This window comes from Shewanella electrica (genome assembly GCF_022321485.1).
Taxonomy (GTDB): Bacteria; Pseudomonadota; Gammaproteobacteria; order Enterobacterales; family Shewanellaceae; genus Shewanella; species Shewanella electrica.
This window is the reverse complement of record NZ_JAKOGG010000002.1, coordinates 428,819-449,559: the sequence shown is the minus strand read 5'-3', so window position 1 is coordinate 449,559 and position 20,741 is coordinate 428,819. Positions and strand designations below refer to the sequence as shown.

The following is a 20,741-nucleotide window of genomic DNA, read 5'->3' as shown; positions in this document are numbered from 1 at the left end:
TGCATTACTGCAAATTATCTTTAGGCTGGCGACAAAAGGTGCATACCTTGCTTGCGAATACGCGCTAGCAACGGTTCCATGGTTTTTAATGATGCGAAATGCAGCCAGCAAGTGTCATCACCCCCCTGCTCAAACACCGCGTTAAACTCAGGTAACACCAACGTCAATTGCGGCTCAGTTGCTGATCGCAGTAAACGTTCGATGACTAAGTCAGAACTTTTGGGCGCCTTAAATATTAACCGCCCACCACAGCGATATTTTGCTTGGTAGCATGGCGTGCTAGTCACTAATAGCTGATAAAATTCACGCCATTGTTGCCTAATCGCCGGTTGTTCACTGGCTGAACGCTCAGTGAATTGCTGGTTAAACTCGGCTTGAGAGAGCCAATGACTGAACGGCGTGACCGCCAATAATGACCAATCCTCTATGCTTGTCTCACTACAAGCCGCCAATACAGTAAATTGTGCTGCTAACTGTTGCTGCAACTGTCTGGAAACAACGCGAAAAGTGCGCCGTTTACGGCCTTGGGGTATTGCCATGGGGTATTCCACTCCGAGTGCTAGAGAGCTTTACTCTGCCAAAAACGAGGCTTCATAAATTACGAAACGTTGCTCACTGTACTGTTGCAGTTGCCCGTCATCATCTTCATCCTGCCATTGCGTGAGATAGGCGCATTCAATGAAGTTTGCTGGCAGCGTAATGCCCAATTGCTGGCAGATCGACGCATCATTGTGTGGCAGTGCAATAAAACGATTGAAGTATTCTCGATCAAAAAACACCGTCACTTCGCTCGACCACAAACTTGGGTAACCAAGTAACATGGCTACCCAGGATTTGCCCTGTTCATCGGCAGGCCGTGCCGCCACCAGATGCTGCGCCGCCTTGATGAGTTGTTCCACCGCTGCGCGCTGCCATTCAAGTTTGGCGGTGGGGCCTTCTACCAACCTATCTAAGGTGGCTAGTTTGAAGTTGATGTACTTTGGTTCGCGCTCGGGATAATCATCCGCGAAACTGTCGGCCCAACAGGCAAGTGAACGCAGATGCCGTGCCGGATTACGCACTTTCTGCAACGGGCGATGAATGGATAATCTGCGCATTAGTCTATTCCTTTAAGGCCAAACGCTGAGTCAAAGTGATCACGGACGCCGTAACGGTCCAGATATAACTGTGGCAATCGTAACGCTTATATTGTCAGTCTGCGGGCGACAACGGCTAAGGAGAAGGAACCGGCCCCAACCGATAGCCTTTGTAACTGAACCCTATGGCACTGCGCTTACCAAACAGCATGATTTTTTGCTCAGCTTGGAGCTGCTGCCAATCGGCTTTTTGAATACCGCAAACATTTGAAAATAAGCCGTCGAACTCGTTAATGAACAGTTCACCGTCACAGCCTCTGTTGTAATAGCTGCTCGGTTTATGATCTACGGTCACTATCACAACCCGCTCTTCAGACGGCAGCATCATATGCAGCACCGACGGCAACCCTTTACAAATTCCCATCACCATCAACAGCGGAATGCCGACTAACATACCGAGTACCATTTTCCACGGGCTGCCAACCTGCAAACGACTACGTTCACGATAATCACGACTAATACATAAGGCGATGGTTACCACCAAAATCATGATAAGACTCAGGCCACCCGCCACCCAATAAAGTGCTTCAACCAGCCAAGTATCGATTAATACATTCACAAAAATCGAAATCAGCGAAGCGAATAAAATCACCATGAAAATGCAGGCGAACACCTTAGCAACGATATGGGTTCCCGGTCGAAAGATCGCAAATTTGCTTTTTTTAGACGCCATATTGTTCTCTTTATGCTGGGTTATTACCGCCTGAGCGTTTGACTTTGTCCCATGAGCTTTTATGACGAATATCGCGCTGATAGTCTTCTAACGGCTCACACCTTACCGTCCTGCAATGACTATCGATAACCTGTTTAATTGAGTCATTAACCACCAACATACTGGAATGGTGCTGATTAGCGACCACCGCGTGAGCTAATGAGACATCAGCAAGTAAACGCATATGATATAAATAAAACGGCCTTTCTGGCGGCCAATGCGGCATCGCTAACGGTGCCCAATCGGAATTATCTAAATCCCACAGCGCTTGTTGATGCAGTGGCCATAACACACAAAAGTCACTGCTTGGTTGACCAGCAAAAACACAAGGAATCGGGATTAACCGCACCGCGCTAGGCGCTAGCTGTGCAATCGCCTTCGCCAAGTGACGCCGCATCACCGTGAGCGGCATATTGACGGCAACAATGTCATCCACCTGCGACTCAGGCGCGAGAAAATGTAAGGTGGGCACCCGCCAGTTTGAAATATCATCAAGCTGTTTAAGGCCGTGGGGAGAGTCACCGCTTTTTTGGTCATACACACCAATCACTGAATCAGCGGCTTCAGCAATAAATTTAGGGTAATACAGCATCGAACAACGAAACTCCTTTTCGACAGCGATCCATATGACTAACCAAACACCAATGCCAGCCATAAAAAATTGCGGCCGATGGTAGCATAGCGCCACGCATTACCGCGAGCGCCCTGCTCCATCAACCACAATTAACGACGAGTATCTTACAAATACTTAACCCATTTTAACGTGGTGCGCCGTTTGAACGCAGCAAACTGCTTTGTTGGCCAATACAACAGCAGAATCAACCCCAAGCTGATTAGCCATATCTGCTCGATACTATTCACCCCAAACAACTCACCATAATTTGCGCCCCAAATCGCCATGGCAATTTGATACAGCAACAGCAGCAGATATAGGTGCAGCAAATAGAAAAACATGGGCGCACCACCAAACTGTGCCAACACTGCCGCCGCGCGCTGAGCGAAGCGCGAATTCAGTCGTTCCATCAAAACTAAACCGATAAACATCACCCCGAGCGTGAGCAATAAAAAGGCTAACGATGGTGGATATTTGGTGAGATTGAACAGCGACATGGCACTGGCAAGTACGGTCTCGCCGCTGTGCCACGGCAGCGTTTCGCCATAGATATTAGCGCCGCGCAGTATGGCAAATAACGCCAAGCAGCCCCAACCTAAACGCCATAACCAACGCTGGCGCAAGGCGGCATCGGTCGCTTTGTTATATAACGGCCCAGCCAGATAACCGAACACAATCACACCAATCCACGGCAGCAGCGGATAACTCACTTTGACGTTAATGACGCTATCGCTGAGCAGATAACCGCGATCGTGCAAAATCGTCCACGCACTGTAACCCCATTCACTCGGTGCGAACTGGATTGGCGTTAACGCGTTATGACCAAACACCAACAAGCTAGCGATGATAAATAAACTCCAGCGCGGTAGCTGTTGCAACGCCGCCAACGCCAGCATGCTGAGTCCAATCGCCCACATCACCTGCAAATACAGCGTGTGGTAACTGCCCATCCAACTGAAAGTGATTAACGTCACCTCAAGTAGAATCAGGAACAGCCCACGTTTCACTAAAAAGCCAGTTAACGGCCGATGGCCGCTCGGCCCGCTGTGCTGGTACAGCCACGCCGATAAGCCGGTGAGAAACACGAAGGTCGGCGCACATAAATGCGCCGCCAGCCGACTAAAATACAACGCAGGTGGCGTGGTGTTGATATCCATCGGATCACTCACCTGCTGGTGCAGGAAAAAGCGCTCGCGCACATGATCTAGCACCATAATTAGCATCACTAAGCCGCGCATCATGTCGATGCTGTTGATACGCTGTTTAATATCAGAAGCCATAACTGACGCTCAATTTGAAGTTGCGCGGTTCACCGGGATACGCCCACAACGCGTTGTAACTACTATCGATATATGATTTATCGAACAGGTTATTGGCGTTAACCGCCACACTGAGTTGCTCCGTCATCTGCCAGCGCACAAAAGCGCCATACAGTTGATACGCTGGTAGGCGGAAGCTTAAATCCGCCGCATCACCTAATCGGTCATCGACAAAGTGATAACTGATCCCAGCGCGTAAGCTGGCGTTAGCAAGGTAGAAATCACGGCTTAGTAACAACGCCACGGTATTACGCGGTACGTTGACTAACGGACTGCCTTTCGGGATCGGCACGCCCCAATCGGCATTAACGCTATCACTATCGGTTTGAGTATCTAACCAACTGTATGATAGCTGCACATCAAACCACGGCGCTTGATAGTTGGCATCTAACTCGACCCCGCGACTACGTGCGCTACCCAGCGGTGCTGAAAAGCCAACATTCACCGGATCGGACACCAGAATATTGCTCTTGTGCGCATCAAACAGTGCTAATGTGGCTTGCAAGCTGTTAGTTGACAGTTTGGCGCCGACTTCAAACGAGCGGCTCTCTTCTGAACCAAACGGTAAACCGTGGGCATCGGTGCCACTTAATGGCAAAAAGCCCTCAGAGTAACTGCTATACAAACTCACTTGATCATTGACCAAATACACCAGCCCTAAACGTGGGCTAAAACGCTGATCATGCCGCGACGAATCGGTATTGCTGGCGGTCTCTAAAATCTCTTGATTGATCACATCCATGCGCACACCGAGCAACGCTTGCCAATGCTCAGTAATATCGATTTGGTCTTGCACATACACGCCCAACGCACGTTGATGCTCAAGGTTTTCGTACAATAACCCGACCTCGGGCAACGGCTGGCTGCCATATTCCGGCGTAAAAATGTCGATGTCGTAGCTGCCTTTACCACCGCGATAGCGGTACAAGCCCGTCTTCAACTCATAACGATAGGCATCGGCACCGATCAACATATGATGAGTCAAGGCGCCGGTGTTCCACTCGCCGTTAAGTTCCAAGCGTACTGAGCTATCTTCCGACGCGTAATCACGATAACGCCGTTGACGGGTCAAGGTGCGACCATCGTCATACAGCGACTGACGCGATGCCGACAACTCGGTATCTGAAGAATAACCACGCAACGTCGAATGGCGATGGTTAAAGCCACCGGTCAGTTGCCAATTATCATTGATAAAATGTTCGAAGGTGATTTGGTGCCCGGCGGCATAAATGGAGGTGGCACCATCATCGGGCTCACCGAGATAACGTGAGTGCGGCACGGTATTAAAGTCATTGTTGAGCACCACAATGCCACGGTCGAACAGTTGGTCGCGCTTCAGCCATTCAAATTCATACAGCACCGAGGTATCACTCGATAGCTGCCAACGAATCGACGGCGTAAACGAGGTGGAACGTTGGCCGACAAAGTCGCGATAGCTGTCACTGTCGCTATAACTGCCGACCAAACGCGCCGCTATATCGTCGGTCAAACTGCCGGTGATATCACCTTCAATACGTTGATGATCAAAACTGCCCCACTCGGTTTTTAAATAACCTTGCGTCAGACTTTGTGGTTTTTTGGTGATGATATTGACCGCGCCGCCGGGCTCCGAACGGCCATACAGCGCCGAGCCGGGGCCTTTAAGCACTTCGATATAATCGATGGAAGCGGCATCACGCGGACCGCTAAAGCCACGGCCACCGCTAAAGCCGTTGATCAAATATCCCGCAGGCATGTTTTCGTTACCGGGAAAGCCGCGCAGTGAAAAGCTATCCCACATGCCGCCACTGTTATTTTGTCGCGCAGCCGAGGCGGTGAAATCCATCGCATCTTGTAGCGTGCTGACGCCTACATCTTGCAGCAGTTGATGATCTAACGTGGTAATCGCCTGCGGCAACGCCGCCGCTGGCACATCGCCGCGATACGCTTGGCGATATTCAATGGTGATACGTTCCACTTCATCCGTTGTGGTGGTCAATTTTTTTTCGTCGGCGGCCAAAGCGACGCTGGGAAATTGCGCATAGCTACACAGCAGCGCAACAGCAATAGGGCTGTACTTCATTGAGCTTGTCCTAATTGATAAGCAAAAATTACTAAAATTGTTTTATGTAATAACGCGTTATCTAAGAACGGGCGGGCCGCGCGCCAGTTGTTGGCGCACAATAAGCAGGGTTGGCGCTTGGGGAACCGGCGCAACTATGGTTATCGGGTGCTGTTCAACAACGGCAAGGCTGGGTAACGGCGTTGGCGCAGCGCCAACAATATGACCGCCATGACATAGCAGACAGTGGCTATGTTCATGAGGCACAATGCCCTCTTCAACTGCGTGGGCAGCAACCGATGTTTGAAATAGCGTTAGCCACAGGCCAAACACTATCCAAAGCCAACGATGACGACTGTTTCTGAGCTGCTGCATGTTGTAGTAGGACGGATTAATCGCAAAAAGTACTTGGCGCAGCACCCTACTTTGGCTCACGCAAATAGTCCAGTGAAAGTTAAATGAAAATCGTTGCTAACTGTAAAATTCATTGATGGGAAAACACGCAAAATATTTAATCAGCACCATTGAAAAGCAACCGCTGCCCCCCATATTGAGTAATAGGCAAGCAATTGCCTGACGTTGAATCACGTATGGATAACGAACCAATAAGGAGGTCATTATGAAATTACGTCCTTGGAATCCTGCCGAAGAATTCGACAGCTTGTTCAACCGTTTCGGTTCACTGATGGACTGGTCTAGCCCAATGTTTGCTGGACAACGTAGCTGGTTGCCCGCTACCGACATCAGCGAAGATGAAAAGCAGTACCTTTTGAAGGTTGAACTGCCAGAAATTGGCAAAGACGATATCAACCTCAGCATTGAAAATGGCTATTTAGTGCTGACGGGTGAACGTAAACACCAACATACCGACGATAAGCAGCACTTGTCTGAACGTTATTACGGCTCTTTTGTGCGTCGTTTTGCACTGCCCGATAACGTGAATGAAGCAGCTATCGACGCCAAATTTGATAACGGCATGCTGTATTTGACCTTACCAAAAACGGCAGAAGCGCCAAGCAACCGCCAAAAAATTGAAATCCATTAAGGCGGATTGTCATCCCGAGTTCCAACCATTACGCCACCTGGAAACAGGTGGCATTTTTTATGCTCAACCTGCACACTATATAAGCTACTTTCAGATAGTTGCACGTTTTTATTAACATTTTAGAAACCTAACTGAATACGGACAGAACAAATACATTGTTATCTTTTTTTAGGCCTTTCTACTCACTCAAAATATGATAGATTGCTTGCAGTTTTAGGCTTGTACGCCATTATTTGCTGCGTATAGGTCAAACAATCAACAGTTGCTGTTGGTTATCCCGTTTCCTGCCTTGAGGCGTTGCTTGTTGCAACAAATCAAGGCCCGAATTTCAGAGTGCGCTTATGTCATCAAATACATTGAAGTATCGCTGTCTAACTGGCTCTCAACGTCGTTCGTTTCTTGGCTTATCGCTACTGACTATGGCTGCTGCGGGCATGATGTTCGTTAGTCAGCTTTCTCATGCTGCCGGCTTAAAAGCGGTTCCCGCTCCCGGAGAAAAATTCAGTTATGCATGGCTCAAGGGATACGCTAGTGAGTTAGCTAAAACCCCTTACCAAAGCCATCAAGGTGAAATCCCGAGCAGCTTGACCAAACTCGACTGGGATGAGTATCAGCAAATTCATTTCCGTAAAGATAAAGCGTTATGGAAAGATGACGATGACAGTAAGTTTCGTGCCGAGTTGTTCCACTTGGGCTTATATTTCGATACGCCAATTCAAATCTACCAACTGAAAGATGGTGAAGTTGAAACCGTCAAATATAGCGGTTCACTGTTTGATTACGGTAAGTCAAAGCTGAAATCGAAAAAGCTGCCTGATGACCTCGGTTTTGCTGGTTTCCGCATGCAATTCGACGGTGATTGGCAACGTGACGTGATCGCCTTCCTTGGTGCTAGCTATTTCCGCGCCGTGGGTGAAGAGATGCAGTACGGCCTGTCGGCACGTGGTTTGGCTATTGATACCGCCATGGAAAAGCCAGAAGAGTTCCCTATCTTTACTGACTTTTGGATGGAGGCACCAAAACCGGGTGAAGATACCACCACCGTTTATGCGCTGATGGATTCACCTAGCGTCAGTGGTGCTTACCGTTTTGATATCACCCCTGGCAAACGCCTAAAAATGCGCGTGGATGCTGCGATTTATCCCCGTCAAGCGGTTGATCGCTTAGGCGTCGCACCGCTGACCAGTATGTATATGGTTGGTGAAAATGACCGCCGTACCAACTACGACTGGCGTCCAGAGATCCACGACTCAGATGGTTTGGCAATGCACACTGGTACTGGCGAATGGATTTGGCGTCCACTGGGCAACCCAGAAAACCTGCGCTTCAATGCCTACAGCGATGAAAATCCAAAAGGTTTTGGTTTGATGCAGCGTGACCGTAACTTCGACCACTACCAAGATGACGGCGTGTTCTATGAAAAACGCCCTCACCTGTGGATTGAACCCATCGGCAACTGGGGCAAAGGCTCAGTGCAGTTAGTGGAAATTCCGACACTGGATGAAACCTTTGACAACATCGTGGCGTTCTGGAATCCAGACGCACCCGTTAAACCGGGACAAGAGTTACTGTTTAGCTACAACATGTATTGGGGCGGCACCGTACCTTACGAAGTGAATCACGGTGAAGTGCATGACACCTATACCGGCATCGGCGGCGTTATCGGTAAGAAACGCCAATACTACAGCAAACGTTTCGTGGTGGACTTTAACGGCGGCGACTTAGCCAAGTTAGGTAAAGATGTGGAAGTTAAACCTGTGATCACTACCTCTGCTGGCCGCGTAGAGATCACCTCAGCTCGTCCGCTGCATTCGATTGATGGCTACCGTGCGATGTTTGACTTGGTGCCACCAGATGATAGCTCGACCGATCCAATCAACATCCGTCTATATTTGGAAGCAGATGGCAAACCGTTGACTGAAACTTGGCTGTACCAGTGGAATCCACCGGCTAAAGATCAGCGCGAGTTGCATAACGCCGGTCACCTGAAGTAAGTTATTCCATGCTAAAAACGCTGCCCCGGCAGCGTTTTTTATTTCTGTAACAACAACTTAGCAAACTGCTTAACGTTACCCCATCGCCCAATAAAATGTAAAAATGTAACTTCACCCTGTACCCAAGCGTTAAGTTGACATAATATGTCAAACTTTCGTGATTTGTCGTGGACGGCAATCAATAAGTTGTCACACCTATGGGCGGTTAGCTATGCCGATGATTGTACAGTCAGCAAAGCATGAGCGGCGTAGTTTCAACGTATTGCACGCTTTAGCAACAGCCCTAGCCCGTCGAGTGCTATCGTCGGCACAGTAAAAGGATTTTTAGCATGTTAACCCGATACGCCTTAGTCAGCAGTGGCATTCTACTTTTAAGCGCTTGTGAGCCTGCCGTACCATCTGACAGTGCTATGAGTTGCTTTAACCCCGACCTTTATCAAGATGGTAATCAATACCTTACTGCGATTTTTGCCGAAGGAAAGCCAACGTCCTTTGCCTTAACTCGCCTAATGAAGGACGACTCCCAATCACAGCCAACAGGCAAAAGATCGATTACCACACAAGTGTCACCAGATGTACGGCTCTTATCTTCCAGCCAACGGATCACTATTGATGCGGCCAATTACCGTTATTTGCAGCAAAGTGACGAATATCAGTTCCGTGCCTACAGCGTAAAGCAGGATTACTCTGCGGCACCACAGCCCACGGACTTTAATTTCGACACGCCAAATCAGTCCCGTAACTACAACATCAGTTTCACGTCAGAACGCATCAGGGGCAATGACGTCACCACAACTGCACAGCAGCACCAAGAAACCATCACGTTTGTGGGCATAGAGCCACTCACCACCCCAGCGGGAGCATTTACCACTTGCCGTATGCATACTCAGGGCGTCAACGCGGATGGTTCAAAAGCCAGTAGTATGACCACTTGGTACGCGCAGCAGTTGGGCATTCCGCTGCAAAGTGAGATAACGAGTAGTCGTGGAGAAACGCAAAAAACCGTGGTTATTCAAGCAACCATCAATGGTAAAACCTATACCGCCACGCCAACTGGCATTGATAAACAGCTATTGGCAGAGGCCTTGGCTTTTGCAAAATCACAAGGATGAACGTCATGAAAAGTATCGTACTCAGCACTACGATCTGTAGCACGCTACTGCTTGCAGGTTGCGGCGTACCCGATAATAGCGCGATGAGTTGTTTTAACGCAGATCTCTACCAAACCGACAATGCCTACCTCATGGTTGAATTTGATGGCAATCAGCCAACTTCCTATCTCAGCACAACACTGACAGCGGGAGAACACCCGCAGCAAGCGTCAGGTATAGGGCTGCAGCGTATGCATCAAGTCGATATAGGATCAGATATTCACTACCGCGAAACACTGGCTATCGATGCCGACAATCACCAATTTGCCCTGCAAAGCAGCGAGAAAAATTCCAGTTTTGGTGTGTTTAAACGCAAAGAAAATGGTGCACCACAATTGATTGACTTTAACTTTGCCAAACAGGGTGAATCGCGTCACAGCAGCTACAGCTACATCAATGAATTTGCCCTCGACGATGATCAAGATAGCGTGACCATGAATTATGAGCAGACCACCACCTTTCACGGCATCGAGCAAATCACCACACCTGCGGGCACCTTTAGTACCTGCCATATGGAAGTGACCACTAAAGTAACCAACGCCGACGATGGACAGCCGCACAAATTAACCATTCATACTTGGTATGCGCAGCAACTCGGGATCCCTGCCGATATGTCGATTTCAGGTGAAGAGGCGGTGTCAGCCAATCGATATCGTTTAGTTCATGCCCAAGTCAATGGTGACACATTTGCTCCGACACCCGCTGACATCGAAAAACTGCATTTAGCGGAGATTCTTGCGACGGCAAACACACAAGGATAAGCATGAAACACCGGCTCATTCCCACCATGAGTGGCTTTAAGCCCGCACTTTACTAGGCTGGCGCTGCACTCACTTATGTTAACTAAAGGCATAATGCCGCTCATGACGCTCTCACGATGTCTGTATAAAGTGCTCTCCAATGCTGCACAAGGTGCAGAACACGGCGTGTATCAAGAGCAGCAAGGCAACAAACCATACAGCCGTCGCTGATGGCTGTCGTTGCTTAAGATTGCAGCGAATAAACATCTAACTATGCTAAAACCCGAGGATTCCTATTAACATAACGTCAAATCACGGCACCATTATCGCTTGGACCGACTTAAGCGCCTATGGCAGCAAGCAAGGACACAATGCATGAAATACCCTTTGATACCATTAGCCGCCGTTATATTGCTGTGCGGCTGTGGTCCATCAATTCCTGAAAATAGTGCGCTGCAATGCTACAACCCCAATTTCTATCAAGCGGGTAATCAGTTTGCCTTAGCCACCTATGTCGATGGCCGCATGCAGAGTGTCCAACAATGGCAGATGAAAGCCGGTGAGTTTCACGATCAAGCCGCCGTGGTGACAGAGATTTCAACCAACTCGCTGCAACAGCCGTTAAAGTATCAACTGTGGGCGTCACGCTATAACCAAGTGGACGCCGAGCAATCGCAGTTTCTAGCATTAGCGGTCGAATTTAATAATCAACGCGATTTTGGGCTCATCAGCCGTACGTTTAGCCCTGCGGTGCCCGAGAGTTTCAACTTTCTTGAAGCTGATGAGAGCAGTGATTTCAGCTACCAAAGCGTGGAGCAGAGTTTAACTTTCGGCGTGGTATTTACCCATGAACAGCAATATCAGCGCACCACGCGTTTTGTGGGCATGGAGAGCATCACCACCCCTGCGGGCAGCTTTGATACCTGTCATCTGCAATACACCAAGCAACGGATCAATAACGATGGTGAGCCAGCCGAGCCACAAATAGAAGACGCTTGGTACGCCAAACAACTGGGTGTTCCTGTCAAACTCGCCAACGCTAACGGCGTGTATCAGTTGCTGTTGGAGGGACAGATAAATGACACCCGTATTACGCTGCCCTCTCAGGTGAGAAATCAGTTTAATCTGCCGCAACAAGCACCTGCTGTAGCGCAGTAAAAAGTGTTCAGCTAAGCGCATGGCTTCAGTGGTGCGCTTAGTTGCTAATCAGTTCTAGCCAAAATGGCATATGATCAACAACCTCCCAACCAACGAATATTCTTGCCGAAAGAACAAAACCACACATTCACAGTATAAAAAACTATCAACCAAACGACATTTAGAACATTTATTAATCAATTGTTATATCTAATATCAGTAAATTTTGAATCAGCGTGTTTTATGTGATATTGATCAACATACTCACAACTGATACTCATTATCATTTGCGTTAACTTTTACAGACGACGCATATCGCTTCTTAGATGGTTATAACAGCATGAAAAAACTGATACTTTCTCCAATCGCTTTAGCAATCACCGCTTCCGTATTCGCAACCCCTTCATTTGCAGACCCAGCAAAAACAAAAATTGACGAAGTCATTGTTGTTACCGCCAGTGGCATGGAACAAAAAATTATTGACGCCCCAGCGTCTATTTCTGTCATTAGCAATGAAGAGCTAGCGCAACGCAATTATCATGACTTGGCTGAAGCGCTAAGCGGCGTTGAAGGTGTGGACATCCGCAGCGGCACAGGTAAAACGGGCGGATTAAATATCAGTATTCGTGGTATGCCTAGCAATTACACCTTGGTACTGGTGGACGGCGTACGCCAATCTGCCAGTTCAGATGCAACCCCTAACGGATTTGGCAGCATGAACTCCGGTTTTATGCCGCCACTGAACGCGATTGATCACATTGAAGTGATCCGTGGTCCAATGTCGACCTTGTACGGTTCAGACGCCATCGGCGGTGTGGTTAACATCATCACTAAAAAATATGCAGACCAATGGGCAGGCAGTGTCAACGTGGGGCACTCAGTACAAGAAGATGACAAATGGGGTGATAGCACCAATGTTGGCTTCTATACCTCTGGTCCGTTGATCAAAGATAAGCTCAGCATCACGCTGCGCGGTAATAGCCAACATCGCCAAGGTACCAGCATGGAATCGCTGAGCGAAACCAGCGCCACACGTACTCCGTTCCCTACCGAAAGCGATCGTTATACCTTGGGCAGCCGCCTGAACTACAAGATTAACGCTAATCATCACCTGTGGTTTGATGGTGAAGTAGCGCGTCAAAAGTTCAACAACGAAAATAGCCAACTCGGTCCAGTGGGCACGTCCGGTGGTGGCTATGAAGACATGTTGCACTACGAACAAAACAAACTGGTGGTGGGTTACGACGCAAATTTCGATTTCGCCACTTGGAAATCGAACCTGCTGTATGCCACTACGGAAAACCGTGGTCGTGTGCTGACTGGTCAAAGCTTGCCAGCGGACTTAGCCTATATGATCGGTGAAGGCCGCGAGCTGAAAAACCGTAATATCATCTTCAACACTAAATTGATTGCGGGTTTAGGTGACGATCACCTGCTGACCACAGGTTTTGAATACTGGAACGCCCAAATGAAGGACGGCATCGTGCTGGCTAACAGTGGCGAAACCTTCAAACAAGATAACTACTCCTTATATGCCGAAGATCAATGGCAAATCTTCTCGCCGCTGCAACTCACTTTCGGTGCACGTTATGAGAAGCACGATGACTTTAGCGGCCACGTAAGCCCACGTGTTTACGCGGTGTACAATGTCGATGAAAACTGGACTGTTAAAGGTGGTGTGAGTACTGGTTATAACACCCCATCTTTGAGCCAACTCCATGATGGCGTTAGCGGTATCGGCGGTAACGGGACCACCAGCACTGTGGGTAACCCAGATCTGGAACCAGAAAAATCAACCAACTATGAAGCCGGTGTTTACTATGAAAACGCCAGCGAATTTAATGCTAACGTCACCTTCTTCTACAACAAGTACAAAGACGCTATCAACGGTTATGACCTCGGTGACAACATCACTTCATTCCGTAACATTGGCCGTGCTCGCGTTGAAGGGGTTGAGTTTGCCACCTCATTCCCAGTGTTGATCGATGAGTTACGCTTTAACTTAAACTACACCTACAACGACACTGAACAAGAAGGTGGTGTTAACGATGGTGCACCATTTAACGCTACGGCGAAACATATGGCGAATGCCCGTTTGCAATGGCAAGTAACTGATGACTTTACCGCCCGTATCTCTGCGGAATATCACGGTGAGATCCCACGTTACACCAGCTTGTACGACAACCTCACCGCAACACAACAACTGGTCCATGACGCGTTAGGCGCGAACATGAAAGCATGGACAGTGATCGATTTGGGGGCGACCTACAAGTTCAGTGATAGCATCACAGTGAACGCCAATATCGACAACTTGTTTGGTAAAGACTTCTCGGAAGTACAGTTGTATGGTGTTGGACGTTCAACCGAATATGCTGGTGAATACTTCAGCACCTCACGTTCAACCACAGGTTACGTGAACCCAGGTCGTAACTACTGGGTATCTTTGACTTACAGTTTCTAAGTTAACGACGCTAGCGACAAGGCGGAGCAATGCTCCGCCTTGTTTTTTTATGCATCGTTGTAGGGTATCAGCGGCCGTCAAACATGCGACCAATCCCTCCGAGGACTGAACCCTCGCCGCGATCACTGCCACCAGCAGAGGGGGCGTGCGCGATAATTCGGTCGGCCATGCGGGAGAACGGTAAGCTTTGCAGCCACACGGTGCCATGCCCTTCCAGCGTGGCTAAAAACAGCCCTTCACCGCCAAACAGCATCGACTTTAACGAGCCAGCACGTTGAATATCGTAATCAATCCCCGCAGTAAACCCCACCAAACAGCCGGTATCAACCCGTAATTTTTCGTCGCGTAACTCTTTACGGATCAAGGTGCCACCGGCGTGAATAAACGCCATCCCATCCCCCTGCAAGCTTTGCAAAATAAAGCCTTCACCGCCGAAGAAGCCCGCACCTAAGCGTTTGTTAAACTTCATACTGACACGCGTACCCAATGCCGCCGCTAAAAAACTGTCTTTTTGTAGGATCAGTTCACCACCGACATCATCCAAATCGATTGCCAGAATCGTGCCGGGATAAGGCGCAGCAAACGACACCCGCTGTTTGCTGTGACCATGGTTAGAGAAATGCGTCATAAACAAACTTTCACCGGTGAGCATACGTTTACCCGCGCCAAGCAAACTGCCAAAGAAGCCAGATTCAACCGCCGAGCCATCGCCCATACGCGCTTCAAATTGAATGCCCGATTCCATGTAAGTCATCGCCCCCGCTTCAGCAATCACGGTCTCGCCCGGATCTAACTCCACTTCGACCAACTGCATGCTTTCGCCGATAATTTCATAATCTACTTCGTGACACTGTTTACGCATGGCAATTCCTCTTGCACAAAATTAATAAGATACTGGCTGCAATGCCTCATCGTCGTTTTCTAACAGTACTAAACATGAGCCGCCGACACCAAAGGTGGCAGTAACTGGGCGGATAGTCACCACGCGCCAGCCTTGTTCACGGTATTTATCGAGCTGCGTATTTAACGCGTCAAGGTTCAAACGTCCGGACCAGAAATGTTTCTTTCTAAATTCCACCACACGTTGCATCAATTGCTCCCTGCATCACCTTAAGACATAATATGTCGCAGAATTTGACATAAAATGTCGAATGGTGCAACAGGAAATTCCACATGTTGACCGAGCCGATTAAAAATCCGACAAATGCCCCTATTGCAGCCGAACACCGCTTTTGATTATGCTCAGTTTTTCGCAGTAATCTTAGAAAACCATGCTGAACTACTCGTTGTTAAGTGTATTTATCCCTACCTTTCTATTGGTTTCCGCCACGCCGGGCATGTGTATGACGCTGGCGATGACCTTGGGCATGCAAGTGGGTGTAAGACGCACCAGCTGGATGATGCTCGGTGAGGTAATAGGCGTCGCATTAGTTGCCTTGGCGGCCGCGTTAGGCGTTGCGGCAGTGATGCTGCAACACCCGGATGTATTTCAATGGCTGAAATGGTTTGGCGGCGCGTATCTCATTTGGGTTGGCCTAAGTATGTGGCGTGCGCCAGCCACACTAGCAACGGAGCAGCAACCAACAGATGTAAGCCGCACGGCGTTAATGTCACAAGGTTTTATTACCGCCATTGCCAACCCCAAAGGTTGGGCATTTATGATTTCGCTACTGCCACCATTTATTGATCAATCAATGCCGATGGCACCACAGTTAACCAGCTTAATTGGCATTATCATGGTGTCCGAGTTGCTATGTATGTTGGCCTACGCCTCCGGCGGTAAAGGACTACGTGCAGCATTAGCCCATGGCAACAAAGTGGTATGGCTCAATCGCACCTCAGGGATACTGATGATGCTAGTGGGAGTATGGTTAGCGTTAGATTAGGCCTGACATAAAGGCAAAGGAGAGTTATTCATGGAAGTTTCGCACATCCACTATCAAAGCATTGGAGTGGTGCATAGCCCGTTCACCCAACAAGCTGGCACTCCGGTGCAGCCATCGCATGATAATGCCAGCCAAGGCATGATTGAGATTGCACCGCAATATCTTGAGGCACTGCAAGACTTGGCAGGATTTTCCCATATCTGGGTGTTATGCCATCTGCACCAAGCTAGACAGCCGAAGTTAGCCGTCACGCCGTATCTTGACGACAAACCACATGGATTGTTCGCAACACGGGCGCCAAGTCGGCCTAATCCCATTGGTATGTCATTAGTACGATTACAAAAAATTGAAGCTAATCGCTTATATGTGCAAGAGTTAGATCTGCTAGATGGCACGCCAGTGCTCGATATCAAACCGTTTGTCAGCCAGTTTGATAACCGCGAACATAGCCAGTGTGGCTGGTTTGAAACCGCAGCGAATAACGTCACCCAAGCCGATGATCGATTTGAGTAATCGAGTTGCGAGTTGCGAGTTGCGAGTTGCGAGTTGCGAGTTGCGAGTTGCGAGTTGCCTAGGATAAATGCCTGCGCATCAACATAGCCAACTCTATTTTATAGCCAGTTCATCGCTCCGTTAATGTTGGTTTGATGTCCCATAACGTAAGTTGCAAGATGATAACGATTGATCGCCGTACTTCTGTAGCTCTGCTGGTGGCAGGAGCTATGTTTATGCAGATTTTAGATGCCACCGTCATTACCACTGCCCTACCCGCGATTGCCGCTGATTTTGGCACAGCACCCGCCCATCTTTCCTTAGGTGTTTCTGCCTATCTCATCGCCATGACAGTGTTTATTCCGTTGAGCGGCTGGGCAACCGAACGCTTTGGCGCGCATCACATTTTTAGCGGTTCCATTGTCATATTTGCCTTGGCTTCTGTGCTGTGTGCACTCTGCCAAGATCTGACACAATTTACCCTTGCCCGTATTTTACAAGGTATGGGCGGGGCCATGATGGTGCCTGTGGGGCGGTTAGTGGTGCTACGCGACACGCCAAAATCGGAGATGGTGCGAGCGATCGCGATTTTGACGTGGCCCGCCTTGGTCGCGCCATTAATCGGGCCGGTATTGGGCGGTTGGATCGCCAGCCATTGGAGCTGGCATTGGATCTTCTTACTTAATGTCCCGCTAAGTGCGCTGGCACTATTGGCCGCTTGGCGGCTCATTCCAGCAACGCCACGTAGTGTTCAAGGCTTTGATATTAAGGGATTTGTGCTTAGCGGCTTGGGGTTTGGCTGCACGATGACCGGCATCGAATTTAGCAGCCGTGATGATATTGCCTTGAGTTTAGCATTAGCCATTTTGGCTACTGGCTTGCTGCTGTTGGCTTTTACCGTCAAACACTTACGTCATGCGCCACAACCTTTGTTTAATCTGGCACCGATTGCCGTGCGTACGTTTCGTGTATCTATTGTCGGCGGGTCGTTATTTCGTATCGCGATTTCATCGGTGCCGTTTCTGCTGCCCTTGATGTTTCAGGTTGGCTTTGGCTTTAGTGCCGTCACTTCTGGCGCGCTGCTGCTGTGGCTCTTTGCTGGCAACCTCGCCATGAAACCCGCCACTACCGCGATAATGAATCGCTTCGGCTTTAAAAAAGTTTTGGTGGTCAATGGCTTGATGGTGGTTATCGGCTTTGCGGCAATGGCCTTTATTAGTGCCGATACGCCAAAATGGTTGATTGCGACCTTGCTGTTTGTCAGTGGCATGAATCGTTCGATGCACTTCACCGCGATGAATACTATTGGCTTTGCCGATATTCCAACCAAACAGATGACGGATGCCAACACGTTGCAAGCCGTTATTATGCAGATGAATCTCGGTGCCGGCATTGCCATTGGCGCACTGAGTTTAGCCATTGCCAGCCTGATCAACGGTGGCAGTAGTGCTACCGCCTCAGCCGCCGACTTTGCCTTATCCATGTGGTTTATTGCGGGGATTGCCCTACTGGCAATTTTCGACTGTGCAAGACTGCCCGCAAACGCTGGCGCCAGCGTGCTGAAACATCGATAAGCGTCGCTAGGGGCTGTTTGTGGAGAATAACTACACGGCGCATCACCTGCCTTGCCTAAATCACGCTCAGTCAGCTGTAAAAACAATCAGCAAAGATAAACAGCCCCTAGCACCTCGGTAGATATGTAGTTGGGTTATGCCGGTGTCAGCTTAACCGCTGTGCCATAGGCCAGCATTTCGGACATGCCATTCATAATCGCGCTGGTAGTAAAACGTACGTTCACCACCGCGTCCGCATCGAGCTGTTCTGCTTGGGCAATCATCCGCTCAATGGCAATTTGCCGCGCTTCGGTGAGCATCTCGGTGTAGCCTTTAATCTCGCCACCGATAAGCGTTTTTAGCCCAGCCATAATATCGCGCCCAAGATGTTTGCTGCGCACCACGCTACCATTAACAACACCTAATGTGGCACTGACTTGATAGCCGCTAATGGTATCTGTTGTGACTATTTTCATGCTTCTTCCTCTGAAGGCTAAAATTGCTCATTGCACACTGAGCACGACATTCGGCTGCACGCCATCGTTGATGACAACCCTTGGGTCCATCGCCAGCAATTGCTGGTACAGTTGCGGCCGATACAGTTTTAAGCGGGCTAAACGCCTTTGATGATTAGGCTCTAGCGACACACACGCTTGCAGAATCTGTAGCGTACCAGCAAACAATGTATTGTCGAGATAACTTCTATCTAGGGCCATATCCAACGCATCAGCGCCATAATCATTGCTGAAAGGATCAACTCGCGCTTGCTCAAGCTGTTCAATAAATTGCGGTTGGCTACTGAACAACACCCCATATAGATTGCGCTGATATTGATCCGTGATATGCAGATCGAATCCTTGTTCGATTAACAACGTCATTTGGTCTGCATTGAGATGTTTCAAAATAGACAATGAGCTGGGTGCCGACAGCGTTTGTCGATTATTCCAGTAAGGTACAAGTGTGGGGAAGTTTATTAGATTCAATAACATGACATCTATATCATCCGCGGTTAACTCGGTCGTTTGTAACAGTTCGCCTAAGCCAACAACAGGATCGTCCTCCAGCATCGCATCGCGAAACGCTTGTTGGTGCGTTGGACGGCCAGCACTGCGGCTATCGAGATAGATATCCACCAATGCGGGATCTTCCGTCTGCAATGCCTCTAATAATGCATCGCCGCTAAATTGTTTGGCTAACTCATTAATTTTCATGTCTATTTGTCGGCCATTTAGTAGCTGTTCGATTTGACTGAGATCCATTTGTAACGCTTGGCAAGTGCGGAAATGTTCATTGCGCTTTTCCCTCGCCGCAGCGATGTCATTTAAAGCACGATCAACAGCGCCAGTGGCGGAGCCAGTTAATGCCATACTCGGCGTCAGTGCATTGGCGCGTTGTAAAAACTGTTTTGCCGCTTGGTGATCGCTCCCGCTCTCAGGGAACAAAGGCGACCCCAGCTGTACACCTGCCTCGGTATTAACGGTATAAGCTTTGTAGCCTTGGTCGACTAAATACTGCAGCATTGTCGACATCTGCTCATTATCGCTATTGCCCCAACTAGGATGGTTGAGGGCATTCTCTATTGGTCCAAAGTAACCCTTTAATTCTGTGGGATAGATGCCACGTTCGGCGAGTGCTTTTAATACCGGTACATTCAAAGCATAAGCAGCATAATCGGCAATATTCATCATAGGGACATTGGTTGCCATATTGATCACCAATGGCTTCTGGTTGAGCACTTGCGTCGGTGTTTGCTCTAGCAGGGTTAACAGTTGCTCTTGGGAAAAGGTGGTATAGTCTTGCAACATCAAGGTGGTGAGATCACCACTGGTTAGCTGATAGCCGCTCGCTTGCTGCGCAAACTGTTCTTGGTCCAGCGAAGTTAACTGGCTTAAGCCATCTCTGAGTTCATAAAACTGTTTAGCCGCATTCGCTTCGCTCAGCATGGTGATATGTTCGGCTAGCGACCATCGATCAAAAGATGGCTCTTGGCGGCGCTGTTCCAATTGTTGCTCACTCGGCTCAAAGCCCATTTGTTGCAGTTGTAGTTGACGTTGCGCGATATTGAGCTGAAGAACATAGTACCCTGACAGCCGCCCTTCCGGCACACGCATCAATAGCTGCTCATAGGATTCGCCATTAGCTAGCGCTGTCATTAGCGCATGGTTGAGCGGGTTGTCATATCGGCTTTGCCTTTCCTGCAAATTCTGTTGCTCTTGTTGCCAACATTCGAAGCTGGCTTTTTTGGCTTGCTCAAGCCGTTCTGGCAAAGATAATGGATGTTCAACATCCTGCGACATTGTGGCTGCTGGCACGTTCCAATCAATGCGTCTTGCGTTATTGTTCACGGCGGATGATGTGTTATCACTGCTGGCCGTTGGGTATAACCACCAACAGATGCCACCAGCCGCAATTACCACCAAACAGATCCCTAGCTTGGACTTCACCTACGACTCCTAATGGT

General features: G+C 48.9%; 20 protein-coding genes. 9 read left to right on the top strand and 11 right to left on the bottom strand.

From position 1 onward, the window contains the following. Positions 1 to 20: 20 nt before the first annotated feature. The 7 genes from L9G74_RS04570 to L9G74_RS04540 form a co-directional block, all read right to left on the bottom strand. Positions 21 to 539 (bottom strand): hypothetical protein, encoded by a 519-nt coding sequence (locus L9G74_RS04570; protein WP_238895093.1) that lies wholly within the window; start codon positions 537 to 539, stop codon positions 21 to 23. A gap of 30 nt (positions 540 to 569) precedes the next feature. Beyond that, positions 570 to 1,097: a DUF3916 domain-containing protein gene (locus L9G74_RS04565; RefSeq protein ID WP_238895092.1), complete on the bottom strand. Its 528-nt coding sequence runs from the start codon at positions 1,095 to 1,097 to the stop codon at positions 570 to 572. Positions 1,098 to 1,212: 115 nt separating this feature from the next. Continuing rightward, positions 1,213 to 1,809 carry a hypothetical protein gene (locus L9G74_RS04560; protein WP_238895091.1) on the bottom strand — a complete coding sequence of 199 codons (597 nt, stop codon included), beginning with the start codon at positions 1,807 to 1,809 and terminating at the stop codon, positions 1,213 to 1,215. 10 nt (positions 1,810 to 1,819) lie between these two features. Beyond that, a complete protein-coding gene (locus tag L9G74_RS04555; RefSeq protein WP_238895090.1) occupies positions 1,820 to 2,440 on the bottom strand; it encodes a hypothetical protein in 621 nt (206 codons plus the stop codon). Between the two features lie 146 nt (positions 2,441 to 2,586). After that, positions 2,587 to 3,741, bottom strand: a complete 1,155-nt coding sequence (locus L9G74_RS04550) for an acetyltransferase domain-containing protein (protein ID WP_238895089.1) — start codon at positions 3,739 to 3,741, stop codon at positions 2,587 to 2,589. Next, positions 3,731 to 5,842 carry a TonB-dependent siderophore receptor gene (locus L9G74_RS04545; protein ID WP_238895088.1) on the bottom strand — a complete coding sequence of 704 codons (2,112 nt, stop codon included), beginning with the start codon at positions 5,840 to 5,842 and terminating at the stop codon, positions 3,731 to 3,733. The genes L9G74_RS04550 and L9G74_RS04545 overlap by 11 nt, the downstream gene beginning before the upstream one ends. Positions 5,843 to 5,899: 57 nt before the next feature. Continuing rightward, complete coding sequence (locus tag L9G74_RS04540) at positions 5,900 to 6,256, bottom strand: hypothetical protein (protein ID WP_238895087.1); 357 nt, start codon at positions 6,254 to 6,256, stop codon at positions 5,900 to 5,902. Between the two features lie 184 nt (positions 6,257 to 6,440). Between L9G74_RS04540 and L9G74_RS04535 the strand changes: the two genes are divergently transcribed. The 6 genes from L9G74_RS04535 (at position 6,441) to L9G74_RS04510 (ending at position 14,349) form a co-directional block, all read left to right on the top strand. After that, positions 6,441 to 6,866, top strand: coding sequence for an Hsp20/alpha crystallin family protein (locus L9G74_RS04535; protein ID WP_238895086.1), 426 nt, complete (start codon positions 6,441 to 6,443; stop codon positions 6,864 to 6,866). Between the two features lie 341 nt (positions 6,867 to 7,207). Beyond that, entirely contained in the window at positions 7,208 to 8,860 is a 1,653-nt protein-coding gene (locus L9G74_RS04530) for an OpgD/OpgG family glucan biosynthesis protein (RefSeq protein ID WP_238895085.1), read from the top strand. A 329-nt stretch (positions 8,861 to 9,189) separates the two neighbouring features. Beyond that, positions 9,190 to 9,972, top strand: a complete 783-nt coding sequence (locus L9G74_RS04525) for a hypothetical protein (RefSeq protein ID WP_238895084.1) — start codon at positions 9,190 to 9,192, stop codon at positions 9,970 to 9,972. Positions 9,973 to 9,977: 5 nt separating this feature from the next. Then, positions 9,978 to 10,772 (top strand): hypothetical protein, encoded by a 795-nt coding sequence (locus L9G74_RS04520; protein WP_238895083.1) that lies wholly within the window; start codon positions 9,978 to 9,980, stop codon positions 10,770 to 10,772. A gap of 354 nt (positions 10,773 to 11,126) precedes the next feature. Further along, entirely contained in the window at positions 11,127 to 11,909 is a 783-nt protein-coding gene (locus L9G74_RS04515) for a hypothetical protein (protein ID WP_238895082.1), read from the top strand. Between the two features lie 319 nt (positions 11,910 to 12,228). Next, positions 12,229 to 14,349: a TonB-dependent receptor gene (locus tag L9G74_RS04510; RefSeq protein ID WP_238895081.1), complete on the top strand. Its 2,121-nt coding sequence runs from the start codon at positions 12,229 to 12,231 to the stop codon at positions 14,347 to 14,349. 67 nt (positions 14,350 to 14,416) lie between these two features. Here the strand turns inward: L9G74_RS04510 and L9G74_RS04505 are convergent, their stop codons facing one another. Then, positions 14,417 to 15,211 (bottom strand): TIGR00266 family protein, encoded by a 795-nt coding sequence (locus L9G74_RS04505; protein ID WP_238895080.1) that lies wholly within the window; start codon positions 15,209 to 15,211, stop codon positions 14,417 to 14,419. 21 nt (positions 15,212 to 15,232) lie between these two features. Further along, positions 15,233 to 15,439, bottom strand: a complete 207-nt coding sequence (locus tag L9G74_RS04500; RefSeq protein ID WP_238895079.1) for a DUF4177 domain-containing protein — start codon at positions 15,437 to 15,439, stop codon at positions 15,233 to 15,235. Between the two features lie 181 nt (positions 15,440 to 15,620). On the opposite strand from L9G74_RS04500, the gene L9G74_RS04495 reads away from it, so the two are divergent. From L9G74_RS04495 to L9G74_RS04485, 3 genes are all read left to right on the top strand, one after another. Continuing rightward, positions 15,621 to 16,235 (top strand): LysE family translocator, encoded by a 615-nt coding sequence (locus L9G74_RS04495; protein WP_238895078.1) that lies wholly within the window; start codon positions 15,621 to 15,623, stop codon positions 16,233 to 16,235. Between the two features lie 30 nt (positions 16,236 to 16,265). Continuing rightward, positions 16,266 to 16,748: a tRNA (N6-threonylcarbamoyladenosine(37)-N6)-methyltransferase TrmO gene (tsaA, locus tag L9G74_RS04490; RefSeq protein ID WP_238895077.1), complete on the top strand. Its 483-nt coding sequence runs from the start codon at positions 16,266 to 16,268 to the stop codon at positions 16,746 to 16,748. A 134-nt stretch (positions 16,749 to 16,882) separates the two neighbouring features. Next, the gene (locus tag L9G74_RS04485; RefSeq protein ID WP_326521503.1) at positions 16,883 to 18,301 is read left to right on the top strand and encodes an MFS transporter; all 1,419 of its coding nucleotides are present in this window, start codon (positions 16,883 to 16,885) and stop codon (positions 18,299 to 18,301) included. Between the two features lie 134 nt (positions 18,302 to 18,435). On the opposite strand, the gene L9G74_RS04480 is transcribed toward L9G74_RS04485, so the two are convergent. After that, positions 18,436 to 18,756, bottom strand: a complete 321-nt coding sequence (locus L9G74_RS04480; RefSeq protein WP_238895075.1) for a YbjQ family protein — start codon at positions 18,754 to 18,756, stop codon at positions 18,436 to 18,438. 27 nt (positions 18,757 to 18,783) lie between these two features. After that, positions 18,784 to 20,724 (bottom strand): hypothetical protein, encoded by a 1,941-nt coding sequence (locus tag L9G74_RS04475; protein WP_238895074.1) that lies wholly within the window; start codon positions 20,722 to 20,724, stop codon positions 18,784 to 18,786. Positions 20,725 to 20,741 lie beyond the last annotated feature (17 nt).

Excerpts from the sequence above, each read along its gene's own strand:
- L9G74_RS04570 (WP_238895093.1), bottom strand. The coding sequence starts at position 539 with ATGGCAATACCCCAAGGCCGTAAACGGCGCACTTTTCGCGTTGTTTCC.
- L9G74_RS04565 (WP_238895092.1), bottom strand. The coding sequence starts at position 1,097 with ATGCGCAGATTATCCATTCATCGCCCGTTGCAGAAAGTGCGTAATCCG.
- L9G74_RS04560 (WP_238895091.1), bottom strand. The coding sequence starts at position 1,809 with ATGGCGTCTAAAAAAAGCAAATTTGCGATCTTTCGACCGGGAACCCAT.
- L9G74_RS04555 (WP_238895090.1), bottom strand. The coding sequence starts at position 2,440 with ATGCTGTATTACCCTAAATTTATTGCTGAAGCCGCTGATTCAGTGATT.
- L9G74_RS04550 (WP_238895089.1), bottom strand. The coding sequence starts at position 3,741 with ATGGCTTCTGATATTAAACAGCGTATCAACAGCATCGACATGATGCGC.
- L9G74_RS04545 (WP_238895088.1), bottom strand. The coding sequence starts at position 5,842 with ATGAAGTACAGCCCTATTGCTGTTGCGCTGCTGTGTAGCTATGCGCAA.
- L9G74_RS04535 (WP_238895086.1), top strand. The coding sequence starts at position 6,441 with ATGAAATTACGTCCTTGGAATCCTGCCGAAGAATTCGACAGCTTGTTC.
- L9G74_RS04530 (WP_238895085.1), top strand. The coding sequence starts at position 7,208 with ATGTCATCAAATACATTGAAGTATCGCTGTCTAACTGGCTCTCAACGT.
- L9G74_RS04525 (WP_238895084.1), top strand. The coding sequence starts at position 9,190 with ATGTTAACCCGATACGCCTTAGTCAGCAGTGGCATTCTACTTTTAAGC.
- L9G74_RS04520 (WP_238895083.1), top strand. The coding sequence starts at position 9,978 with ATGAAAAGTATCGTACTCAGCACTACGATCTGTAGCACGCTACTGCTT.
- L9G74_RS04515 (WP_238895082.1), top strand. The coding sequence starts at position 11,127 with ATGAAATACCCTTTGATACCATTAGCCGCCGTTATATTGCTGTGCGGC.
- L9G74_RS04510 (WP_238895081.1), top strand. The coding sequence starts at position 12,229 with ATGAAAAAACTGATACTTTCTCCAATCGCTTTAGCAATCACCGCTTCC.
- L9G74_RS04505 (WP_238895080.1), bottom strand. The coding sequence starts at position 15,211 with ATGCGTAAACAGTGTCACGAAGTAGATTATGAAATTATCGGCGAAAGC.
- L9G74_RS04500 (WP_238895079.1), bottom strand. The coding sequence starts at position 15,439 with ATGCAACGTGTGGTGGAATTTAGAAAGAAACATTTCTGGTCCGGACGT.
- L9G74_RS04495 (WP_238895078.1), top strand. The coding sequence starts at position 15,621 with ATGCTGAACTACTCGTTGTTAAGTGTATTTATCCCTACCTTTCTATTG.
- tsaA (WP_238895077.1), top strand. The coding sequence starts at position 16,266 with ATGGAAGTTTCGCACATCCACTATCAAAGCATTGGAGTGGTGCATAGC.
- L9G74_RS04485 (WP_326521503.1), top strand. The coding sequence starts at position 16,883 with ATGTCCCATAACGTAAGTTGCAAGATGATAACGATTGATCGCCGTACT.
- L9G74_RS04480 (WP_238895075.1), bottom strand. The coding sequence starts at position 18,756 with ATGAAAATAGTCACAACAGATACCATTAGCGGCTATCAAGTCAGTGCC.